The 17,323-nt window shown below is 62.4% G+C and carries 13 protein-coding genes; 7 read left to right on the plus strand and 6 right to left on the minus strand.

Translation table 11 applies throughout. The features are described 5' to 3' along the window. From clpA to KP010_RS13105, 3 genes are all read left to right on the plus strand, one after another. Positions 1-2,502 (plus strand): ATP-dependent Clp protease ATP-binding subunit ClpA, encoded by a 2,502-nt coding sequence (clpA, locus tag KP010_RS13095; RefSeq protein WP_142861469.1) that lies wholly within the window; start codon positions 1-3, stop codon positions 2,500-2,502. Between the two features lie 137 nt (positions 2,503-2,639). Continuing rightward, positions 2,640-3,743, plus strand: a complete 1,104-nt coding sequence (locus tag KP010_RS13100; RefSeq protein ID WP_142861468.1) for a glycosyltransferase — start codon at positions 2,640-2,642, stop codon at positions 3,741-3,743. A gap of 114 nt (positions 3,744-3,857) precedes the next feature. Next, positions 3,858-4,343 carry a DUF2059 domain-containing protein gene (locus KP010_RS13105; protein ID WP_185966377.1) on the plus strand — a complete coding sequence of 162 codons (486 nt, stop codon included), beginning with the start codon at positions 3,858-3,860 and terminating at the stop codon, positions 4,341-4,343. A 4-nt stretch (positions 4,344-4,347) separates the two neighbouring features. Here the strand turns inward: KP010_RS13105 and uvrA are convergent, their stop codons facing one another. Beyond that, a complete protein-coding gene (gene uvrA / locus KP010_RS13110) occupies positions 4,348-7,383 on the minus strand; it encodes an excinuclease ABC subunit UvrA (RefSeq protein WP_142861466.1) in 3,036 nt (1,011 codons plus the stop codon). Between the two features lie 341 nt (positions 7,384-7,724). Between uvrA and mtnC the strand changes: the two genes are divergently transcribed. The 4 genes from mtnC (at position 7,725) to dctA (ending at position 11,118) form a co-directional block, all read left to right on the plus strand. Next, the gene (mtnC, locus tag KP010_RS13115) at positions 7,725-8,411 is read left to right on the plus strand and encodes an acireductone synthase (protein ID WP_142861465.1); all 687 of its coding nucleotides are present in this window, start codon (positions 7,725-7,727) and stop codon (positions 8,409-8,411) included. A gap of 2 nt (positions 8,412-8,413) precedes the next feature. Then, positions 8,414-8,743 carry a ferredoxin gene (locus KP010_RS13120; RefSeq protein ID WP_142861464.1) on the plus strand — a complete coding sequence of 110 codons (330 nt, stop codon included), beginning with the start codon at positions 8,414-8,416 and terminating at the stop codon, positions 8,741-8,743. Positions 8,744-8,769: 26 nt separating this feature from the next. Next, the gene (locus KP010_RS13125) at positions 8,770-9,717 is read left to right on the plus strand and encodes an aldo/keto reductase (RefSeq protein ID WP_142861463.1); all 948 of its coding nucleotides are present in this window, start codon (positions 8,770-8,772) and stop codon (positions 9,715-9,717) included. Between the two features lie 84 nt (positions 9,718-9,801). Further along, positions 9,802-11,118: a C4-dicarboxylate transporter DctA gene (gene dctA, locus KP010_RS13130; protein WP_142861462.1), complete on the plus strand. Its 1,317-nt coding sequence runs from the start codon at positions 9,802-9,804 to the stop codon at positions 11,116-11,118. A gap of 317 nt (positions 11,119-11,435) precedes the next feature. Here dctA and KP010_RS23310 read toward each other — a convergent pair whose 3' ends face one another. The 5 genes from KP010_RS23310 to KP010_RS13155 all read right to left on the minus strand — a co-directional run bounded on the left by KP010_RS23310 (position 11,436) and on the right by KP010_RS13155 (position 16,875). Beyond that, positions 11,436-12,566, minus strand: a complete 1,131-nt coding sequence (locus KP010_RS23310; RefSeq protein ID WP_343219780.1) for a TonB-dependent receptor plug domain-containing protein — start codon at positions 12,564-12,566, stop codon at positions 11,436-11,438. Positions 12,567-12,846: 280 nt separating this feature from the next. Beyond that, entirely contained in the window at positions 12,847-13,284 is a 438-nt protein-coding gene (locus KP010_RS23315) for a GtrA family protein (RefSeq protein ID WP_142861461.1), read from the minus strand. Between the two features lie 11 nt (positions 13,285-13,295). Next, positions 13,296-14,045, minus strand: coding sequence for an SDR family NAD(P)-dependent oxidoreductase (locus KP010_RS13145; protein ID WP_142861460.1), 750 nt, complete (start codon positions 14,043-14,045; stop codon positions 13,296-13,298). After that, entirely contained in the window at positions 14,042-15,373 is a 1,332-nt protein-coding gene (locus tag KP010_RS13150) for an FAD-binding oxidoreductase (protein WP_246659669.1), read from the minus strand. Before KP010_RS13150 ends, KP010_RS13145 begins: the two co-directional genes overlap by 4 nt. Beyond that, complete coding sequence (locus KP010_RS13155) at positions 15,370-16,875, minus strand: UbiA family prenyltransferase (protein WP_142861459.1); 1,506 nt, start codon at positions 16,873-16,875, stop codon at positions 15,370-15,372. Before KP010_RS13155 ends, KP010_RS13150 begins: the two co-directional genes overlap by 4 nt. Positions 16,876-17,323 lie beyond the last annotated feature (448 nt).

Consider the following 17,323-nt stretch of genomic DNA (forward strand, 5'->3'; position numbering starts at 1 on the left):
ATGCCGACATTCTCGCGCAACCTGAAGCAGTCACTCGACCGCGCGCTCGCCTCGGCGAGGGAGCGGCATCATGAATATGCGACTTTGGAGCATCTGCTCCTCAGCCTCATAGACGACCAGGACGCCGCCGCCGTGCTGCGCGCCTGCTCGGTCGATCTCGATCTGCTCGCCAAAAATTTGCGCGAATATATCGATCACGAGCTGGACAATCTGGTCAATGAATCGGCAGGCGACTGCAAGCCGACCGCCGGCTTCCAGCGCGTCGTGCAGCGCGCCATCATCAGCGTGCAATCCTCCGGTCGCGAGGATGTGAGCGGCGCCAACGTGCTGGTCGCGCTCTTCGCCGAGCGCGAGAGCCACGCCGTCTATTTCCTGCAGGAGCAGGATATGACGCGCTATGACGCGGTGAACTACATCAGCCACGGCATCGCCAAGCGGCCCGGCCTCTCGGACGGCTCGCGCGCGCCGCGCGGCGTCGAGGACGAGGCGGAGCGGGGCGAGGGGCGCGAGGGCCGCGAGGGCGAGCAGCGCAAGAAGGAAGGCGCGCTCGAGGCTTATTGCGTCAACCTCAACCGCAAGGCGCGCGACGGCCGCATCGATCCGCTGATCGGCCGCGAGTCCGAGGTGCTGCGCACCGTGCAGGTGCTCTGCCGCCGGCAGAAGAACAATCCGCTGCTGGTCGGCGATCCGGGCGTCGGCAAGACGGCCATCGCCGAAGGCCTCGCCCGCAAGATCATTCAGAACGAGGTTCCCGAAGTGCTCTCCGGCGCGACGGTTTTCGCGCTCGACATGGGCACGCTGCTCGCCGGCACGCGCTATCGCGGCGATTTCGAGGAGCGGTTGAAGCAGGTCATCAAGGAGATAGAGGCGCATAAGAATGCGATCCTCTTCATCGACGAGATCCATACGGTGATCGGCGCCGGCGCGACCTCCGGCGGCGCGATGGACGCCTCCAATCTGCTGAAGCCCGCGCTGGCCCAGGGCACGCTGCGCTGCATCGGCTCGACCACCTATCGCGAATATCGCCAATATTTCGAGAAGGACCGCGCTCTGGTGCGGCGCTTCCAGAAGATCGACGTCAATGAGCCGTCGATCCCGGATGCGGTGGAGATCGTCAAGGGCCTCAAGCCCTATTTCGAGGAGTTCCACAAGATCCGCTACACCACCGAGGCGCTGAAGGCCGCGGTGGAGCTCTCGGCCCGCTACATCCATGACCGCAAGCTGCCGGACAAGGCGATCGACGTGATCGACGAGACCGGCGCCGCGCAAATGCTGGTGCCGGAGTCCAAGCGCAAGAAGACGATCGGCCTCAAGGAGATCGAGACCACGATCTCGACCATGGCGCGTATCCCCGCCAAGACCGTCTCCAAGGACGACGCGGAGGTTCTCGCCCATCTCGACGAGACCTTGAAGCGCGTCGTCTATGGCCAGGACAAGGCGGTCACGGCTCTTACCTCGGCGATCAAGCTGGCCCGCGCCGGCCTGCGCGATCCCGAGAAGCCGATCGGCTGCTATCTCTTCTCCGGCCCGACCGGCGTCGGCAAGACGGAGGCGGCGCGCCAGCTCGCCACCTCGCTGGGCATAGAGCTGATCCGCTTCGACATGTCGGAATATATGGAGCGCCATACGGTGAGCCGGCTCATCGGCGCGCCTCCCGGCTATGTCGGCTTCGATCAGGGCGGCCTGCTGACCGACGGCATCGACCAGCATCCGCATTGCGTGCTGCTGCTGGACGAGATCGAGAAGGCGCATCCCGATCTCTTCAACATCCTTCTGCAGGTGATGGACCACGGCAAGCTGACCGATCACAACGGCAAGCAGATCGACTTCCGCAATGTGATCCTCATCATGACGACCAACGCTGGCGCCGCCGATCTCGCCAAGAAGCCCATCGGCTTCACGCGCGGCAAGACGCATAGCGCCGAGGACAATGAGGCGATCAATCACCTCTTCGCCCCGGAGTTCCGCAATCGTCTCGACTCGATCGTCCATTTCGGCCATCTGCCGGAGGAGGTGATTGCCCGCGTCGTCGACAAATTCATCCTGCAGCTCGAGGCGCAGCTCGCCGACCGCAATGTCACGATCGAGCTCTCCGACGAGGCGCGGTCCTGGCTCGTCGAGCATGGCTATGACCAGGCCATGGGCGCGCGTCCAATGGGCCGCGTGATCCATCAGCACATCAAGACGCCTCTGGCCGACGAGGTGCTGTTCGGCCGGCTGAAGAATGGCGGCGCCGTGCGCGTGGTGGTGGTGACGGATGACAGCGGCGACAAGACGCTGGGCTTCGTCTTCCCCGAGGGTCCGGTGCTGCCACGTCCCGAGCGCGACATTGTCGAGGCCGGCAAGAAGCGGGCGTCGGCGGCGGAGAGCGGAGCCGAGCCGCGCAAGAGCCGCAAGGCGAAGGACGGCGACGGCGGCAAGGATGCGGGCAAGGGGGAGCAGGCGCCGCGCAGCGCCAGCGCGCGTCCGCGCAGCGTTCCGGAGACGCCGCTCAAGAATTGAGCGCGCGAAATCCTCACGGGATGTTAATGACTTCGACTGTATTCTCGAAGCCGGGCTCATGCCCGGCTTCGTCGTTTGCGCGCTCCTGCGCGTTTGTCCGAGAGTCGAAGTGGGTGAGCGTCGAGGTAGGAACATAGATGCGTGTGGCGATCGTTCACTATTGGTTCGTCGGCATGCGCGGCGGCGAGAAGGTCGTCGAAGCCCTGATTCGCTTGTTTCCGCAGGCCGATCTCTTCACCCACGTCATCGATCCGGCCGCCGTCTCGCCGACGATCCGCTCGCGTCCGATCACGACCAGCTTCATCCAATCGCTTCCCCGCGCGGCGAAATATTATCGGCAATATCTGCCCTTCATGCCGCTCGCCTGCGAGCAGCTCGATCTGCGCGGCTATGATCTCGTCATCTCGAGCGAGTCCGGGCCCGCGAAAGGGATCATTCCGCCGCCGGAGGCGCTGCATGTCTGCTATTGCCATTCGCCGATGCGCTATTTGTGGAACATGTACCATGAATATCGCGAGGAATCCGGCCGGCTCACGCGGCTGCTGATGCCGCCGCTCGCGCATTATCTGCGCAATTGGGATGCGCTGTCGGCAACGCGCGTCGATCATTTCATCGCCAATTCGACGACGGTCGCGCATCGCGTCGAGCGCTATTATCGCCGCTCTGCCGATGTCGTGCATCCGCCCGTCGCCGCCGACGCTTTCTCCATCGCGCCGGCTGACGAGATCGGCGATTATTATCTGATGGTCGGCGAGCTCGTCGGCTATAAGCGGCCAGATCTCGCCATCGACGCCTTCAATGCGAGCGGCAAGAAGCTCGTCGTGATCGGCGGCGGCGCCAATCTGGAGGCGATCCGCCGTCGCGCTGGCGCGACCGTGTCCGTGCTCGGCCCGCAGCCTTTCGACGTTCTGATGCGGCATTATTCGCGCTGCCGCGCGCTGATCTTTCCGGGCGAGGAAGATTTCGGCATCGTGCCGCTCGAGGCGATGGCGAGCGGACGTCCGGTGATCGCCTTCCGCCGCGGCGGCGCGACCGAGACTGTTGTCGAGAATGAGACAGGCGTCTTCTTCGAGACACAGACGGTGGACGCGTTGACTGAGGCGGTCGCGCGCTTCGAGCGCATGGAATTTTCGTCCGAGCGCATTCGCGCTCATGCGCTCGGCTTCGGCGAGGAGCGGTTTCTGCGCGAGATGCGCGAGAAGATCGACTCTTATTTCGCGGCCCGCGACGCGAAGCGCTGAGCAATCTCTCCTCCCGCGAGCCTCGACCGTGGCGCTTTCGGGCGCGCGCGTCCTGGCGTATGATATGCGCGCGTCCTGGCGTTTGATATGCGCGCGTTTCATCGGGAGGATTGCATGAGACTTTTTTTCGCGTCATTCGCCGTGCTGCTCACGCTCTGCGGCGCGCCGGCGCGCGCCGACGACAGGGGCGAGCGCATCGCCGTCGCCAAGGAGCTGCTCGTCGCCATGCATATGACGGATACGGCCAAGCAAATGCTGCCGGCGCTGATGGAGCAGATCAAATCGCTGCTCGGGACGCAAAATCCGAAGCTCGAAAAGGATCTCGCAGAAATATCGCGGCGGATGCAGACGAAATTCATCGCCAGTCTGGACGAGCTGACAGACCAGATGGCCGCCATCTATGCCGATAATTTCAGCGTCGCGGAACTTCGCGATGTGCTGAGCTTCTATAAATCGCCGACAGGCTCGAAGCTCGCCGTGAAAATGGGTCAGCTCGCCAAGAGCGGAATGGAGATCGGCAAAGCCTGGGGCGTCAGGGTCGGCGAGTCGTTGCAGACCGATCTCAAATCCGAGCTGCGCAAGCGCGGCTATTCGATCTGACGTCTCACTGCTCCTGCGCGGCGCGCTTGCGGCGTGGCGCTGGCGCCTCCTTCTCCGCTTTTGCCGCTTTCGCCTTCTCCGCGCGCGGCGGACGGCGCTTCAGCACCTCGTCGAGATAGCGGCCGGTGTGGCTGCGCTTCGCCGCGACGATATCGGCGGGCGGGCCAGCGGCGACGATCTCGCCGCCGCCATTGCCGCCCTCGGGTCCGAGATCGATGATCCAATCGGCCGTCTTGATGACCTCGAGATTATGCTCGATGACGACGACGCTATTGCCCTGATCGACGAGTTCGTGCAGCACTTCGAGCAATTTTGCGACATCGTGGAAATGCAGGCCCGTCGTCGGCTCGTCGAGAATGTAGAGCGTGCGGCCTGTGGAGCGGCGTGCGAGCTCCTTGGCGAGCTTGATGCGCTGGGCCTCGCCGCCCGATAAGGTCGTCGCCTGCTGGCCGACGCGAATATAATCGAGGCCGACGCGCTTCAATGTCTCCATCTTGTCGCGGATTGCCGGCACGGCTTTGAACAATACGGCCGCCTCCTCCACCGTCATGTCGAGAACGTCGGCGATGGACTTCTCGCGATATTTCACTTCCAGCGTCTCGCGATCGTAGCGCTTGCCCTTGCAGACGTCGCAAGTGACATAGACGTCGGGCAGGAAGTGCATTTCGATCTTGATGACGCCGTCGCCCTGGCAGGCTTCGCAGCGGCCGCCCTTCACATTGAAGGAGAAGCGCCCCGGCGCATAGCCGCGCGCCTTGGCCTCCGGCAGGCCGGCGAACCATTCGCGGATCGGCGTGAAGGCGCCGGTGTAGGTCGCGGGATTGGAGCGCGGCGTGCGGCCGATCGGCGATTGGTCGATGTCGATGATCTTGTCGATATGCTCGAGCCCGTCGATCTTGTCGAAGGGCGCCGGATGCTCATGCGCGCCATTGAGGCGCCGCGCCACGGCTTTATACAGCGTCTCGATGACGAGCGTGGATTTGCCGCCGCCGGAGACGCCGGTGACGGCGGTGAAGAGGCCCAAGGGAATCTTCGCCTCGACATTTTTGAGATTGTTTCCGCGCGCGCCGCTGATCTTCAGCCAGCGGCCGGGGTCGGGCTTGCGCAGCGCATGGCGCAAGGTCACTTGTTTCGCGCCCGTCAAATATTGGCCGGTGAGCGAATTGGGATCGTCCATAATCTCCTGCGGCGCGCCTTTAGAGACGATGTGACCGCCATGCACGCCGGCGCCGGGGCCGACATCCACCACATAATCGGCGGAGAGAATGGCGTCCTCGTCATGCTCGACGACGATGACGCTATTGCCGAGATCGCGCAGCCGGCGCAAAGTGTCGAGCAGACGATCATTGTCGCGCTGATGCAGGCCGATCGACGGCTCATCCAGCACATAGAGCACGCCGGTGAGGCCGGAGCCGATCTGCGAGGCGAGGCGAATGCGCTGGCTCTCGCCGCCGGACAAAGTGCCGGAGGCGCGCGAGAGCGTCAGATAATCGAGGCCGACATCGACGAGGAAGGTCAAGCGATCACGTATTTCCTTCAATATGCGATGCGCGATCTCATTGCGCTTGGCGTCGAGCTTCTTCGGCAGAGCGCGAAACCAATCGAGCGCCGCGCGCACCGAGAGGTCGGACACTTCGCCAATATGAAAGCCGTCGATCTTCACGGCGAGCGCTTCCGGCTTCAGGCGATAGCCCAGGCACGCCTTGCAAGGCTCGGCCGACATATAGCGGCCGATTTCTTCACGCGCCCATTCGCTGTCCGTCTCGAGGAAGCGGCGCTGCAGATTGGCGACCACGCCTTCGAACGGCTTCTTCACATCATAGGCGCGCGCGCCGTCGTCATAGGAGAAGCGGATCTCCTCTTTGCCGGAGCCATGCAGCAGCACGTCGCGCACCGATTGCTCGAGCTTCTCGAACGGCGTGTCCATGCGGAATTTATAGTGACGGCCGAGCGACTCCAGCGCTTGCCCATAATAGGGCGAGGATGATTTCGCCCAAGGCGCGATGGCGCCTTTGCGCAGCGAGAGCTTGGGATCGGGAACGACGAGATCTGGATCGATCACCTGCTCCTGGCCGAGGCCGCTGCAGACCGGGCAGGCGCCGAAAGGATTGTTGAAGGAGAAGAGTCGCGGCTCGATCTCCGGAATGGTGAAGCCGGAGACGGGGCAGGCGAATTTCGACGAGAAGACGATGTGATCCGCCGCATAATGCGTGGAGGCGTAGGCGGCGGGCGTCGCCGCCGTCGGGGCGTCGCCGCCTTCTGCGCGCTTGCTGTCGGCGAATTCCACCACGGCGAGGCCATTGGCCAACTCCAGCGCCGTCTCGAAACTATCGGCGAGGCGTGCGGCAATGTCGGAGCGCACGACGATGCGATCGACGACAATGTCGATATCGTGCTTCAATTTCTTGTCGAGCGGCGGCGTGTCGGCGATCTCGTAATAGACGCCGTCGATCTTCAGACGCTGAAAGCCGCGCTTGGTGTAGTCGGCGATCTCTTTTTTATACTCGCCCTTGCGGCCGCGCACGACGGGCGCCAGCAGATAGAGCCGCGCGCCTTGCGGCAGCGCCAGCACGCGATCGACCATTTGCGAGACGGTCTGGCTCTCGATCGGCAGGCCCGTCGCCGGCGAATAGGGAATGCCGGCGCGCGCCCAAAGCAGGCGCATGTAATCGTGAATCTCCGTCACCGTGCCGACGGTGGAGCGCGGGTTTTTCGAGGTCGTCTTCTGCTCGATGGAGATGGCGGGCGAGAGGCCGTCGATCTGGTCGACGTCCGGCTTCTGCATCATCTCGAGGAATTGCCGCGCATAGGCGGAGAGCGATTCGACATAGCGGCGCTGGCCCTCGGCATAAATCGTGTCGAAGGCGAGCGAGGATTTGCCCGAGCCCGAGAGGCCGGTGAAGACGACGAATTTGTCGCGCGGAATGACGAGATCGACATTCTTGAGATTATGCTCGCGCGCGCCGCGAATGGAGATCACCTTGCCGTCGAACAGCTCGTCGAGAGAGGCTTGGGCGGCGGATTTTTTCGAGCTTCGCATGGGCACGACCAGAACTGGAGCGGCGGGCGGTTCCACCCTCCCCTGTGAGGGGGAGGGTCGCGCCGAAGGCGCGGTGTGGGGTGGTCTCCCCGAGTCTCGCGGCGCACCCCATCCCGGACGGCTCCGCCGTCCGGCCCTCCCCCTATAGGGGGGGAATGCGCCCTTTTCCCCGGGCCGGCGCGATCTTACGCCCTCTCGCCCTTCTTGCCATGCTGCGGCGCGGTAATCCACAGCCTCGAGCAGGGCGCGGCACAAATCATGCTGTCTTTCCTCAAACAACCGGGAAAGGCGCGCGCTTCGATGGCGTTATTCGGACAATTCTGCGCGGGGGAGGCGGCGCGATGAGCGAGCCCATTCGCGTCGTCCTGATCGATCTCGAAGGCGTGGTCCTGCCCATGACCTTCATGAATGACACGCTGCTGCCGCTCGCCGCCACGCGGCTCGGCGGCTATATTGTCGAGCATGCCGAGGACGAAGAGGTGGAGGAGGCGCTGGAGGAGACCGGCCGCCTCATGGGCGGTTATGAGCTCGATCCCACTCAGGCGGAATCTCTGCTGCTGCGCTGGATGAAGCAGGGTCGCAAAGCGACGCCGCTGAAAGTCATTCAGGGCCTCATCTGGCAGGAGGCCTATGCATCGGGCGCGCTCGCGGCGGAGCTCTATCCGGATGTCGCCGGCTGTCTCTCGGCCTGGGCCGCGGCCGGGCTTCGTCTCTTCGTCTACTCGTCCAATTCCGAATTGGCGCAGAAGCTGCTGCTGAGCCATTCCTCCTCCGAGCAGGTGACGGCCCTGTTCGAAGGCTTTTTCGACACGACCCTCGGCCAGAAGATCGAGCCCGGCTCCTATCGCGACCTCTGCGAGAATCTGGGCCTGGCAGCCGGCTCCGTCCTCGTGCTGTCGGAGAATGAGGAGGAGCTGGACGCCGCCCAGACGGCGGGCCTCGCGACGGTCCGCATGGCGCGCGATGGAAATGTGGCGAGCCGCCATACCGTGAGCGCGGATTTGCTCTCCTTGAACATCGGACAGTGACGATGACGAAATTCACGCTCGAAACGCGCGACGGGACGTTGTCGGAGATCGCCGGCAAGGATCGCGCGACGATGATGAAGCTGATCCGCAAATCCGGCGTCGAGGAGCTGGTCGCGGAATGCGGCGGCAGCTGCACCTGCGCCACCTGCCAAATCTATGTCGATCTGCCCGAAGGCGTCGCTATGCCCCCCATGGAGCCCGCCGAGGCCATCATGCTGGCCAAGGCCACCAATCGCGAGATCAATTCGCGCCTCGCCTGCCAGATGAAATTCGACTCGAGCCTCGACGGCATGCACGTCCGCATCGCCCCGGAAGATTACAGCAACTGCTAGCTGCGAGCCGGAAGCGGAGCGTTTCGATGGAACATCGTCGGCTCGGTCGCTCGGGCCTCGCCTGCGCGCCGCTCGTGCTCGGCTGCCACGTCTTCGGCTGGACGGCCGATGCGGCGGCCTCCTGCGCCATTCTGGACGCTTTCGTCGATCGCGGCTTCTCGCTGCTCGACACGGCGGACACCTATTCGACCTGGGTTCCCGGCCATAGCGGCGGCGAATCCGAGACGATCATCGGCGATTGGCTTCAGGCGACGGGAAAGCGCGATCGCGTGCTGATCGCCACCAAGGTCGGCGGCAATATGCCCGATGTGGGCAAGGGGCTCTCGCGCGCGCATATCATCCGCTCGGCCGAGGACTCGCTGCGCCGTCTGAGAACCGATCGCATCGATCTCTATCAGGCGCATTTCGACGATACGGCGACCTCCTTCGAGGAGACGCTGGAAGCCTTCGCGACGCTCATACAGAGCGGCAAGGCGCGCGCCATCGGCGCCTCCAATTATTCGGCGCCGCGCCTCGCCGAGGCGCTGGCGGCCGCGCGAGCGCACGGGCTGCCGCTCTTCTCCTGCCTGCAGCCGCATTATAATCTCGTCACCCGCGCCTATTACGAGGGCGATCTGCGCCGGCTGTGCCTCGAGGAAGAGCTGGGCGTCATCCCCTTCCGGGCGCTGGAGGCGGGCTTCCTCACCGGCAAATATCGATCCATGGGGGATACGGTCGGCGCGGCGCGCGGCGCCGTCGTCGCAGGCATTCTCGACGAGCGCAGCCTCGATATATTGCGCGAGCTGGACCGCGCCGCCGCGCAATTTCGCGCCACGCCGGCGCAGATCGCCATCGCTTGGCTATTGGCGCAGTCCGGCGTCACCGCGCCCATCGTCAGCGTGACGAGCGTCGCCCAGCTCGAGGAGATTTTCGGCGCGCTGACGCTGACGCTCGATGCGCGAACGCTGATGCGGCTCGACATGGTGAGCGCGTGAGCGGCCGGTCTCGGCTTGCCATTGTCGGCTCTCTTCTCCAGGTCTAGGAACAGTCGACCGAATAGCTGGAGAGAGGGGCCAAAATTGACCGCAGCCGCCATTGCCGAGGCGCCGAAGCGCAAAAACGCGCATAGCCTCTACCTCCAGGTGCTCGCGGCGATCGTGCTCGGCGCGCTGCTCGGCGTCTATTTCCCCGACATCGCCAAGAGCCCCTGGATGGAGGCGATGGGCAAGGGCTTCGTCAATCTCATCAAAATGGTCATCGCGCCGATCATCTTCTGCACCATCGTCTCCGGCATCGCCCATCTCGAGAGCGCCGCCAAGGTCGGCCGCGTCGGAATCAAGGCGCTGGTTTATTTCGAGGTGGTCTCGACCGTCGCTCTGGCGCTCGGGCTCCTCGTCGGCAATGTGCTGCGGCCGGGCGAAGGCTTTTCCGGCAAGGCGGACCCCGCCGCCGTCGCCAAATATCTCGAGCCCGGCGCGCAGCGCACGCCGGTGGAATTCGTGCTCGGCGTTATTCCCGACAGCGTCATCGGCGCCTTCGCCAAAGGCGATATTCTGCAGGTGCTGCTGTTCTCCATTCTGTTCGGCTTCGCGCTGATGGCGCTGGGCGAGCGAGGTAGGGCGCTGCGCGGCTTCATCGACGAGGCCGGCCACGCCATGTTCGGCGTCATCGCCATTGTGATGAAGGCTGCGCCGATCGGCGCTTTCGGGGCCATGGGCTACACGGTCGGCAAATATGGCTCGCAATCGTTGATGAGCCTCGCATGGCTCGTCGGCTCTTTCTATCTCACCTCCATATTATTCGTCGTCGTCGCGCTCGGCCTCGTCGCGCGCATCGTCGGCTTCGATATATTGCGATTCCTCGCCTATATTCGCGACGAATTGCTGATCGTGCTCGGCACCTCCTCCTCTGAGAGCGCGCTGCCGCAGCTGATGGAGAAGCTCGAGCGTTTGGGCTGCTCGAAATCCGTCGTCGGCCTCGTGGTGCCGACAGGCTATTCCTTCAATCTCGACGGCACCAATATTTATATGACGCTGACGAGCCTGTTCATTGCGCAGGCGCTCGGGGTGCATCTGACGGCGGGGCAGCAATTCGTCATTCTCACTGTGGCCATGCTGACCTCGAAAGGCGCATCCGGTGTGACCGGCGCTGGCTTCATCACGCTCGGCGCGACGCTCTCCTCCATCGATCCGCGCCTTGCGCCGGGCATGGCGATCGTCATCGGCGTCGATAAATTCATGAGCGAGTGCCGCGCGCTCACCAATATCTGCGGCAATGGCGTCGCGGCGATCGTCGTCGCCTGGTGGGAGGGCGAGCTCGATCACGACAAGCTCGCCGCCGGCCTCGCGCGGCGCATCGACCCGAGCGACGTCGAGACCGCCGTCGCGACGGAATAGAGACCGCGCGCCGGTCGGTCGGAAAGCGCCGGGCGAGGAAAGAGAGAGCCTTCGGTCGAAGCGCTCTCGCTCAGCGAGGCGCGTCCGCCATCTTCGCGCCATTCGCGCTCGTGGGTCCACGCCAAAGATCGATCTTCAGCGCCGCGTCTCGTCGCTTCGGCGTCTCCCGCGTCGATCTGCCGAAGACGAGGCGCGGTCCCGATGCTCGGGCGCGTTCGAGGTTCCCTGCCGCCGCCGTCATGGCGCCCTCGCTTCCTGCAGCCCCCGGCCGCCGGGAACTTCTCCGCTGTCGGGACAATTGCCCAAAGATACTCGGGCTATTTTCTAGAGCCGTGAGCGACCACGCCGGATGAGAACAGGCTGGGCCACTGAAAAATTACAAGGAAACGCCGATGAAAATCCTGCTTGTCAGCTCCGCGGCCTGTATCATCGCTCTCATTACGACAGCGTGGCTGATGACATTCGCGAAATGGTTCCCGATAAAGGCCGTCGACAGCTTCGTCATCGATTATAAGACGATGATCAGAGCGCATGTCGACTATGCGTTGATGGCGCTGTTCGGCGTCGGATTCTACGGCTCCGGAGTCGAGCTTCCCCTTATCGCTTGCTGGTGCGTCGCCATCGGCGGATTTTCCAATCCGACGGTCTTCACCATCGCGGCCTTCGATCCGAGCTTCTGGAGCAAGCCTTTGTGGAAGGTCTACACGGCTCTGAGCTTCCTCGTGTCGTCCGTGGGGTTTGTCTGGATCGCCTATGCGCTGGCGGCACATGCGCTCGGCTAGAGTCTTTCCGTGTTTCATTGAAATGCGGAAAGACTCCAGGCATTTGTTTTGACGTGTTTCCAACGCCGAACCGGCGTCCGCTTCGGCTGTAAACTCTAGAACTCCACGCGCAGAGAGCCGATGAAAGTGCGAGGTCTTGTTCTGATATTCGAAGTCGATGTTCATCTTGAATTGTTCGATCGGACGAATCGTGATCGTCGGCGCGATGAAGAGATTCCGATCGGTCACGAAATTGCGATAGGAATCGGTGCTGTAGAATTCGCCGTTGAAACGGTAGAGAACGCTCTTTTCGTCGTTCAGCGGCCCGGTGGCGTCGAGCGTCGTTCGCGTTTCGCCGAAGGATTTCACCTGTTGGTGCAATGAAAAATAGGGCGTCTCGAGCGGACGCTTGACGACCAGATTGATGATGCCGCCGGGCTCGCCTCTGCCGAACAGCATGGCCGCCGGACCTTTCAGCACTTCGATTGATTGAAGGTTGGTCGTGTCGAGATTGCGCAGCCTATATTCCATCAGCCCGTTCTTGTAGATATTGCCGACGGTGCTATAGAAGCCGCGCACCGTGAACAGCTCGATGCCGCTGATGCCCTGCGTCACGCCGCTGACATTGGAGAGCAGCGCCTCGCCGACGGAGATCGCCTGCCGATCGTCCATCGTCTGGCGCGTCACTACATAGTCCGAAACGCGATGATCCGCTCGAAGGGCGCGAGCGCGATTGTTTCATCGGACGCGAAATTCAGATCGGTCGCGAGAATTCGGCAATCGAATCCGGAGAGGCGTGGTGGCGAAGTTCTTCGCCGAGAGCATAGAGCGCTCCGATGTTGGCGCTCGGATGCAATGTCCTCGCCTCCGACAGGCGAAGCCGAATGGCCGAGCTACTCGACCACGATCGCGTCGAGCCATTTTGATAAATGTCATGTGTAGATGAGGCGTGCACGACTCCGATCGCTCAGGCGCCTTTGAACGTCAAGAATTTATGTCCAAAATAGCTCGAGACGGTCGGTGCGCCAATGGCTAGGCCATGCGCGACTGGCTCGGCGAATGGGCCACTGAAGCCGAGCGCTGGAAAAAGATGATGCGCGAGTCCCATCGAGATCAGCCAGACCTGAGTTATGCCGGCGAGATTGACGAGCGCGAAAAATTTCGCCTGTTCGACGAGCGGTCGCGGCGAGTGTGGAAAAACGTAGCGGCTGAACAGAGTGAACGCGATTGCCATTCCTGCTAGATAGGCGACGACGACGGCCGCCGAAAACGGCATGAAATGTTCCAACGGAAAGCGCGATAGCCAATTGACGGCCGCGGCGCATCCCCCGAGCGTCACGAAGAGGAGGAAACGACCTCCTTCCTTACCGGCTTCGGAGCCGTACGTTCCGGCTTCAATGGTCATGCGAGGCTCCTTCAAATATTGAGCTTATTAAAAGCGAAGCTCGGTAGATGCCGAATGACCGCCATTATCAGCGCCCATAGCGGTGGCGCGTAGACCACCGGTCCCCTGCGCTCGCCCGCATCTGCAATAGTTGTCGCCACTTTGTCGGGCGTGGCCCACAGAAAGCCCTTTTTTTCGATGCCGGCCGTCATTGGCGTATCCACGAAACCAGGCTTGATCACCACAGCGCGAGCGCCGAGTGGCGCGAGCTTATGGGCAATTCCTTCGACGAGGCGAGCGAGACCGCCTTTCGTCGCGCCATACACGAAATTCGAGCGCCGACCGCGATCTCCAGCCACTGATCCGATGACCAGCAGAGCGCCGGCGCGCCGTTTCTCGAAAATGGCCGAGGCGGCCAAGCACCAGGCCGTAGCGCTGGTGAAATTGACGGCGATCAGCGCCTCGACGGCTAGTGGATCGCTCTCCAACCGCGCTTGGTCGCCGAGAACGCCATAGGCGAGAAGCACAATGTCGAGGCCGCCGAGCGCCTCTTCCATTTTGGCGAGCTCCGCCGCCGCATCGGCCGTCGCGCAATCGAGCTCTACAGGAAATGCTCGCGCTGCGCCGCGCGTGGCGAGATCTGCGGCGATGGCCTGCAGACGGTCCGTGTTGCGGCCGACCAACGCGAGATGTACGCCACGCGCGGCCCAAATCCGTGCGGTCGCTTCAGCGATCGCGGAAGTCGCTCCGAGAATGACGATGCGTTTCCCTTGGTCGTTCATTCGGCGACTCGTCTCCAGAAATCCGAATTGATCGCGGGGTCCTTCGCGAGCTGCTCCCACCGCGGGAAAGACCGCTGGAACAGCTCGCGTGATATGCGACCGTCCTTGGCCGGATAGAGCGCGCCCCCGGCCGCCATCAGGATCGAGTCGAGCTGCGCCATCGTTGCGAGCGTCTCGTTCCCGCGAAAAGGAAAGTCGAGCGCAAGCGTCGCCCCCGGACGGGGGAATGACAGCAATCCTGGCGATACAAGATCCCCGAAAGTTTTCAGCACTGCGAGAAAAGATGCTCGACCGGAGCGGGTCACGACGTCGAGAAGGGCAGGAATCGCCTCGCGCTGGGTCTCGCGCGGCACGACGCATTGATATTGCATCAATCCGCGTCTGCCATAGAGCTTGTTCCAATCCTTCACCGCATCGAGCGGATAAAAGAACTTCGTGTAATGACGCGGGCTCGCGCCGCGCGCGGCGAGGTTGACGCGATAATAAAGCTCGTTGAATGCGCCGACCGTCCATCGATTGAGAACGAACTCGGGCGCTTCGATCGGAACTCGCTTCCAGCTCTCGTCATCGTGCGAGTCATAGGCGCCGTCGCCGATCCAATTGGCGCGCGAGAAGATGCCTCGCCCCAAGCGCGGACCGCGCGCCGTGCTGTCGATCCAGGCGACTGTATGCTCGAATCGATCTGCGCTTTCTTCCGCCAAAGCCCAAAAGGCGTCGAGATCGTCATAAGGGATGATTTCGACATCCAGATAGCTGCCGCCGATTTTCGAAAGTCGCAGCTCTACCCATTCGATGACGCCGGTGAGGCCCAGGCCGCCGATCGTCGAGTTGAATAGATTCGGATCACTTTCCGGCGTCACTGTCAGTCTGCCGAGATCGCTGCGTAGTAAGCCGATAGCGCGTACATGACGCCCGAACGAACCAGTGCGGTGATGATTCTTGCCATGCACGTCGTTGGCGATGGCGCCGCCGAGCGTGACGAAGCGTGTCCCTGGAGTGGTCGGCAAAAACCAGCCTTTGGGCACGGCGAGACGCAGAATGTCGGAGAGGCTTACGCCGGCTTCGGCGCGTAGCACTCCGTTTTCGACATCGAGTGAGAGAAAGCGGTCGAGCCTGCTCATATCGACGAGCGCGCCCGCGCTATTGAGGCAGGAGTCGCCATACGAGCGCCGTAGCCCGATCGCCAGACGGCTCGAGGCTAGCGTGTCTTCGAGAAGAGGTCGCAACTCGTCGCGAAAGGCGGGCTGCGCGATTCGCTGGAGTGAGCGCGTCGTGCGGCCCCAGGAAAGAATGTCTTGCCGCTCGTTGAAAGGCGTCGGTATCGTCACAGCAACGCCGCCGCGCAGAAAAAAGTCGCCATCGTCGCTCCATAGAACAGGCTGACCTTGTCTTTGAGCGCGAAGGCGACAGGATCGTCGTTCAGCTCATCGCGATGACACTTCAGCCACACGCGTCCGAGCCACAGGAAGATGACGAGCGGGAAGCTCCAGAGCAGTTGTGGGTGCTTGTAATAGCCAGCCGGAAATGCGTCCTCGAAGAGATAGATTACCAGTATGAGAACAGTCGCTATCATCGAGCCGACGCCGAGCGCCAGAACGAGCGGCGCGTCGCTCGCATGATAGCCTCGTCCCGGCGTATGTTCGAGACCATGCGCGACCATGCGCGTGATCTCGGTTTGGCGCTTGGCCGCCGACAGGGACAAGAAGATGAACATCGAGAAGACGAATAGCCAGGGCGAAAACACCACATCCGTGACGACGACGCCAAGCGCCAGCCGCATAGAGAACAGCGAGGCGAGAACGAAGAGGTCGACGATAGGCTCCCGCTTCAACTGGAACGAATAGGCGAGGCTGACGGCGAGATAGAGCGCGAGCGTCACAACGCAGCTCGGTCCCGCCCAAACGGCGAGCAGGAGGGAGATCGTTCCTCCGCCGGCGATCAGGGCCACGCCGGTGGCGATTGGCAGATCGCCGCTCGCGAATGGCCGTTTCTTTTTCGACCAATGCCTCCGATCCTCGGTCAAATCCCACAGATCGTTGAGAACATAGGTCGCCGAGGCGAGCAGGCTCAGTGCGACGAAGCCGGCGAATGCGTGCAGCCAGGCGGAGGCGTCGTGCGCCTTTCCACCGAGGATGAGCGGAACGAAGACGAGCGCATTTTTGGCCCATTGATGCAGCCGCAATCCGCGTCGCAGCGTTGGAAAGCTCAAAGCATTGCTCGGAAGGACCGCGACGAGGTCCGTCAACGTTTCGATCTTCTTCTCCATGGACTTGGAGCGCCCGACGAAAATCGCAGCGGACGCCTTGCGCCAGACATGAAGGTCGGCTGAGGAATCGCCGGCGTAGATGAACCCACCTGGCAGGCGATGCGCCACTTCTTCGGCTTTCTCTGCGCCTTTCATATTGCGACCGTCGGCCGAAGCGATAATTTCGTCGAAGAAAGGAAAGCGTCGCTGGATCTTCAGCGCGATAGAAATGTCTGCGCCTGTCGCCAGGATGACGCGCCGTCCGAGTCTCGCTTCGCGCTCCGCGAGAGCGACCAGATCTGGGTTGACGGGAAAGGTGTCGACGTCCGCGTCGGTGACGGCCACGGCGAGACGACTTTTCACGATCGCTCGCCCCGACAAGATCCAGAACGGGATCCGCCAGGCGGCGGCGGCTCGCCGCTTGAGGAAAAAGAACAGAGATTCGTGGAGCGCGTCCGTTGTGATGAGCGTTCGGTCGAGATCGATCACCAGTGGGAGAGAGAGGTCATGGGGAAGATGGCTCTCTTCGCGCGTCTGTATGTTGGACGTCTCCTCTTCGAACTTCGGCAAGGACGCGATTTTCATCGAAAACTCCCGAACCCCATGAAGCGGTGGAGCCGCTCGGCCAAACGAATGTCGCCCACGCCGAACGGGACTCTATCGAACGAAACGATAAGATTTCCTCTACGTACGTTTGGACGTCGAAATTTAAAGAATTTACCTGGGTCTGGAATTTATCGTTGACGGCGCCTCCATGCCGAAAACACGGTCGACGCAGTGCTGCGCCGAGAAGACGTAAGTCCACTTCCTGTTAAGACACAGGTTGTAGTCAGCTAGCGGTGTCGCTGCCTGACGTGATTCGGATCATGGTCCGCGCTCGATCATGAAAGATTGGTTAGATGTACATTATCGATCGATTTTTCGTCGGCTTCTGGCCGACGGAACATCGATCACAGTGGCGTCGAGGCGGTGGTCCGCGGCGTCGGCATTTTTTCGAATCGTCCGGCCGGTGCGCGAGCCTGTGTCTGCTCTC

It is taken from the genome of Methylosinus sp. KRF6 (assembly GCF_018887255.1).
Lineage (GTDB): Bacteria > Pseudomonadota > Alphaproteobacteria > Rhizobiales > Beijerinckiaceae > Methylosinus > Methylosinus sporium.

Bases quoted from the DNA above. Each gene is read 5' to 3' on its own strand.
- KP010_RS13120 (WP_142861464.1), top strand. From the start codon at position 8,414: ATGACGAAATTCACGCTCGAAACGCGCGACGGGACGTTGTCGGAGATC.
- clpA (WP_142861469.1), top strand. From the start codon at position 1: ATGCCGACATTCTCGCGCAACCTGAAGCAGTCACTCGACCGCGCGCTC.
- KP010_RS13125 (WP_142861463.1), top strand. From the start codon at position 8,770: ATGGAACATCGTCGGCTCGGTCGCTCGGGCCTCGCCTGCGCGCCGCTC.
- KP010_RS13105 (WP_185966377.1), top strand. From the start codon at position 3,858: ATGAGACTTTTTTTCGCGTCATTCGCCGTGCTGCTCACGCTCTGCGGC.
- KP010_RS13155 (WP_142861459.1), bottom strand. From the start codon at position 16,875: ATGAAAATCGCGTCCTTGCCGAAGTTCGAAGAGGAGACGTCCAACATA.
- uvrA (WP_142861466.1), bottom strand. From the start codon at position 7,383: ATGCGAAGCTCGAAAAAATCCGCCGCCCAAGCCTCTCTCGACGAGCTG.
- KP010_RS23315 (WP_142861461.1), bottom strand. From the start codon at position 13,284: ATGACCATTGAAGCCGGAACGTACGGCTCCGAAGCCGGTAAGGAAGGA.
- KP010_RS13100 (WP_142861468.1), top strand. From the start codon at position 2,640: ATGCGTGTGGCGATCGTTCACTATTGGTTCGTCGGCATGCGCGGCGGC.
- mtnC (WP_142861465.1), top strand. From the start codon at position 7,725: ATGAGCGAGCCCATTCGCGTCGTCCTGATCGATCTCGAAGGCGTGGTC.
- KP010_RS13145 (WP_142861460.1), bottom strand. From the start codon at position 14,045: ATGAACGACCAAGGGAAACGCATCGTCATTCTCGGAGCGACTTCCGCG.